General features: G+C 41.1%; 1 protein-coding gene. It reads left to right on the forward strand.

Annotated elements, in window-relative coordinates; genetic code table 11:
* Window positions 1-263 (forward strand): LysM peptidoglycan-binding domain-containing protein (locus tag NE668_RS09845; protein WP_256196801.1); only part of this gene is annotated, 263 nt, incomplete at both ends.

Below are 263 nucleotides of genomic sequence, written 5' to 3' on the forward strand. Positions count from 1 at the left end.
GAAGTGAAGGCGGTGCTGACCTTTGATATCTTTTTGAAAAAGCTGATATCGGCAAGTATGATCACGAATGTTTCCGAACGGCAGTTCGATACGGACGCTTCTGTAAAACGCCCGGGGATCGTCGGTCATATTGTGCAGGATGGGGAAGATTTGTGGAGTCTGGCAAAAAAATATATGACGACGGTATCCGGTATTATGGAAGTTAATTCTATGGACAATGAAAATGTGAAAACGGGGGATAAATTATTGATTTTTAAAGAAAA

The organism is Veillonella parvula (assembly GCF_024461875.1).
Classification (GTDB): domain Bacteria; phylum Bacillota; class Negativicutes; order Veillonellales; family Veillonellaceae; genus Veillonella; species Veillonella parvula_I.